The 1,111-nt window shown below is 79.3% G+C and carries 1 protein-coding gene; it reads right to left on the bottom strand.

The features are described from left to right. The coding region (locus R7226_RS31510) for an ATP-binding protein (protein WP_318601524.1) at positions 1–1,111 on the bottom strand (1,111 nt) is incomplete at both ends.

The following is a 1,111-nucleotide window of genomic DNA, read 5'->3' as shown; positions in this document are numbered from 1 at the left end:
GCCCGCGCCGGAGGCCGGCCGCGCGCAGCCGGGCGTCGGCGCGCGACACCTCGCGGCGCGCGCCCAGGCGCGTGTAGGTCTCCAGCGCGATGTCGGCGAGCGCGCGGCCGCGTTCGAGCCGATCGGCGTCGGCGAGTGCGCGGCCGCGTTCGAGCTGGCCCGCGGCGACGAGCGCGACGGCCGCGTCCTCGCAGGCGAGCGCCCGCTCGTGCGGGCGAGGGCCGTCGGGGTACTGCTCGGCGGCGACCGCCAGCGCCTCGGCATCACCGTCGGCGAGCGCGCGGCAGCGGGCGGCCAGCGCGGCGATCGCCGGCAGCTCGGGGTTGCGCCGCGCGAGCGCCTCGATCGCGTCGGCGAGCTGCGCGAGGCGGCTCTTGTCGCCGAGCATCCGCCCCAGATCGGGCGCGAAGTGGCGCTGTTCGCCGAGCACCCCGGCCGCGCTCACCGTCGTCCACGCGCCCCACAACCGCTCCAGCGCGCCGGAGTGGTCGCCGTCGGCCTCCTGCACCAGCGCCCCCGCCCAGGCCAGCCAGCCGAGGCGGAACTCGGGCGCCCCGGCCGCGATCGCGCGCTCGCCGGCCGCCACCAGCTCCCGCGCCGCCTCCAGCTCGTCGCGCCGCACGAGCATCACGGCGAGCGCCGCGAGCACGTCGGGCGTCCAGCTGATGCCCGACTCCTCGCTCAGCGCGACGGCGGTCTGCAGCTCGGCGATCGCGTCCTCCCAGCGGCCGGCGAACATCAGCGGGTAGCCGGCGTAGTGGTGGGAGTTGCGCAGCGTCTCCTCCATCCCGAGCCGCTCGTAGAGGCCGCGCCCGGCGGCGACCGCGGCGCTGCCCTCCCGCGGCCGGTCGACGTCGGCGAGCGCGAGCGCGTGGTTGAGGTGGGCGTGCGAGGAGTGGTGCGTCTCGCGCCCGCCGTCGGCGACCGCGACCGCGACGGCGCGCGCCGCCAGCCGCTGCTGCTCGCCGAAGTCGCCGCGGAAGCCGGCGACGTGCGCCAGCCGCGTCAGCGACAGCGCGACGACGTGCGCGGCGCCGGCCTCCTCGGCGGCGCTCAGCGCCAGCTCCGCGGCCGCCGCGGCGGCGTCGAGGTCGTGCGCCAGCAGCGGGCC

This window comes from Conexibacter stalactiti (genome assembly GCF_033542075.1).
GTDB lineage: Bacteria > Actinomycetota > Thermoleophilia > Solirubrobacterales > Solirubrobacteraceae > Conexibacter > Conexibacter stalactiti.
Note: the sequence above shows the minus strand (reverse complement) of the source record. Positions and strands in the feature narration are given on the sequence as shown.